Origin of the sequence: Streptomyces hilarionis (genome assembly GCF_024539675.1) — a bacterium.
GTDB classification, from domain to species: domain Bacteria; phylum Actinomycetota; class Actinomycetes; order Streptomycetales; family Streptomycetaceae; genus Streptomyces; species Streptomyces hilarionis.
On the sequence record NZ_JAHHIT010000326.1, the window covers coordinates 1 to 2,642 of the forward strand.

General features: G+C 77.8%; 1 protein-coding gene. It reads left to right on the top strand.

Annotated elements, in window-relative coordinates; genetic code table 11:
- A partial coding sequence (locus KMS84_RS38345; RefSeq protein ID WP_256921179.1) for a type I polyketide synthase occupies positions 1-2,642 on the top strand: 2,642 nt, incomplete at both ends.

Genomic DNA, 2,642 nt, shown 5'->3' on the forward strand with positions numbered 1-2,642 from the left:
CCCGACGCCGCCCCCGACCCGGCCCCCGAGACCGGGATCCGCCCCTCCGGCGCACCGGCGCCGCTCCTCGTCACCGGCCGCGACGAACAGGCCCTGCGCGCCCAGGCCGCCCGGCTGCGCGCCCACCTCGACGCCCACCCCGGGCTGCGGCTCGCGGACGTCGCCCACTCCCTCGCCGCCGGCCGGACCGCCTTCGGCCGGCGCGCGGCCGTGCTCGCCGACGACCGGGCGGGCGCGTCGGCCGCGCTCGCCCGCCTCGCCGACGGCGACCCGGCCCCCGACGTCGTGCGCGGCGCCGTCACCGACGGCCACCTCGCCTTCCTGTTCCCCGGACAGGGCAGCCAGCGCCCCGGCATGACCGCCGCGCTGTACCGCGCCTCCCCGCAGTACGCCGCCGCCCTCGACGAGGTGTGCGCGGCCATGGACCCGCACCTGCGCGTGCCCCTGCGCGACGTGCTGTTCGCCGCCGACGGGTCGCCCGGGGCGGCCCTGCTCGACCGCACCGAGTTCACCCAGCCCGCGCTGTTCGCCGTCGAAGTCGCCCTCTTCCGGTTCGCCGAGCACTGCGGCCTGACCCCCCGCCTGCTGCTCGGCCACTCGGTCGGCGAACTCGCCGCGGCCCACACGGCCGGCGTGCTGTCCCTGGCGGACGCCTGCACGCTCGTCGCGGCCCGCGGCCGGCTGATGCAGGCCCGGCCGTCGACCGGCGCGATGGTGTCGATCCAGGCCTCCGAAGACGAACTGGCCCCCTTCGTCACCGAGTCGGTGGCCGTGGCCGCCCTCAACGGCCCGGCCTCCACCGTCCTCGCGGGCGACGAGGACGCCGTCCTGGAAGCCGCCGCGCACTGGGCGGAGCGGGGCCGCAGGACCAAGCGGCTGCGGGTCAGCCACGCCTTCCACTCCCCGCACATGGACGGCATGCTCGCCGAGTTCCGCCGCGTCGCCGAGGGCCTCGCCCTCGCCGCCCCCCGGATCCCGATCGTGTCCGACGAGACCGGCGTCCTGCTCACCGACGCCGAGGCCCGCTCGCCGGAGTACTGGGTACGGCACGCCCGCGCCGCCGTCCGCTTCCTGGACGGCGTCCGCCTCCTGGAGGACGAGGGAGTCACCACCCTCCTCGAACTGGGCCCGGACGGGGTCCTGTCGGCCATGGCACGGGACTGTCTGCGCGGCGCCTCGGCCGTGTCCGTGCCCCTGCTGCGCGGCGGCGACCGCACCGAGCCGGAGGCGGTCGTCGCCGCGCTGGCCGCCCTCCACGTCCGGGGCGTCCCCCTGCACTGGGACCGCCTGGCCACCGGCGCCGGCGCCCGCCGGGTCGCCCTGCCCACCTACGCCTTCCAGCGTCGCCGGCACTGGCTGCCCGAGCCGGACGGCACGCCCGCCCCGCGCCCGGCCGTCGCCGCGCCCGCCTCCATCGCGGACGGTCCGGCCGCGCCGCCCCGGGACCGTACGACGCTGGACCTCGTCCGGGAGGCCACCGCCCTGGTGCTCGGCCACGAGTCCCCGGACGACGTCGCCGTGCACGCGCCGTTCAAGGAACTGGGTTTCAGCTCCGTGATGCTGGCCGAACTCGGCGAGCGGCTCACCGAGGCGACCGGCCGCCGCGTGCCCACCACCCTGCTGTTCGACCATCCGACCCCCGACGCGCTGGCCCGCACGCTGCTGCCCGGAGGGACGTCGCACCCGGACGACGCGACGCCGGGCGCCGCGGCGCGCTCCCGGTCCGCCCGTCCCGTCGCCCCCGCCGACCCGGCCGATCCCGTCGTGATCGTGGGCATGGGCTGCCGTCTCCCCGGCGGCGTCCGCTCGCCCGAGGACCTCTGGCGGCTGCTGTCCGGCGGCGGGGACGCGATCTCGGCGCTGCCCGTGGACCGCGGGTGGACCCGCGAGGCGGACTTCCCCGGCGAGGGCGGGTTCCTCGCGGACGCGGGCGACTTCGACGCGGCGTTCTTCGGGATCTCGCCGCGTGAGGCGCTGGCGATGGACCCGCAGCAGCGGCTGCTGCTGGAGACGTCGTGGGAGGCGCTGGAGCGGGCGGGCGTGGACGCCCTGTCCCTGCGCGGCACCCGCACCGGCGTCTTCGTCGGCGCGAGCCCCTCGGAGTACGGCCCCCGGCTGCACGAGCACTCGGACGCCGACGGACACGTCCTGACCGGCACGGCCCCCAGTGTCCTGTCCGGCCGGATCGCCTACGCCCTGGGCCTTCAGGGCCCGGCGTTGACCGTCGACACCGCGTGCTCGTCGTCGCTGGTGGCGCTGCATCTCGCGGCGCAGGCGCTGCGCGGCGGCGAGTGCGACCTGGCGCTCGTCGGCGGCGTGACCGTGATGGCGACGGCCGGCATGTTCGCCGAGTTCTCCCGCCAGGGCGGCCTCTCCCCGGACGGCCGCTGCAAGGCGTTCGCGGCGGGCGCGGACGGCACCGGCTGGAGCGAGGGCGTGGGCGTGCTGGCCGTCGCCCGGCTGTCGGACGCGGTGCGCGACGGCCGGCGGGTGCTGGCGGTGGTGCGCGGTTCGGCGGTGAACTCCGACGGCGCGTCCAACGGCCTGACGGCGCCGAACGGTTCGTCGCAGCAGCGCGTCATCCGGCAGGCGCTGGCCTCGGCCGGGCTGTCGGCGTCGGACGTGGACATGGTGGAGGCGCA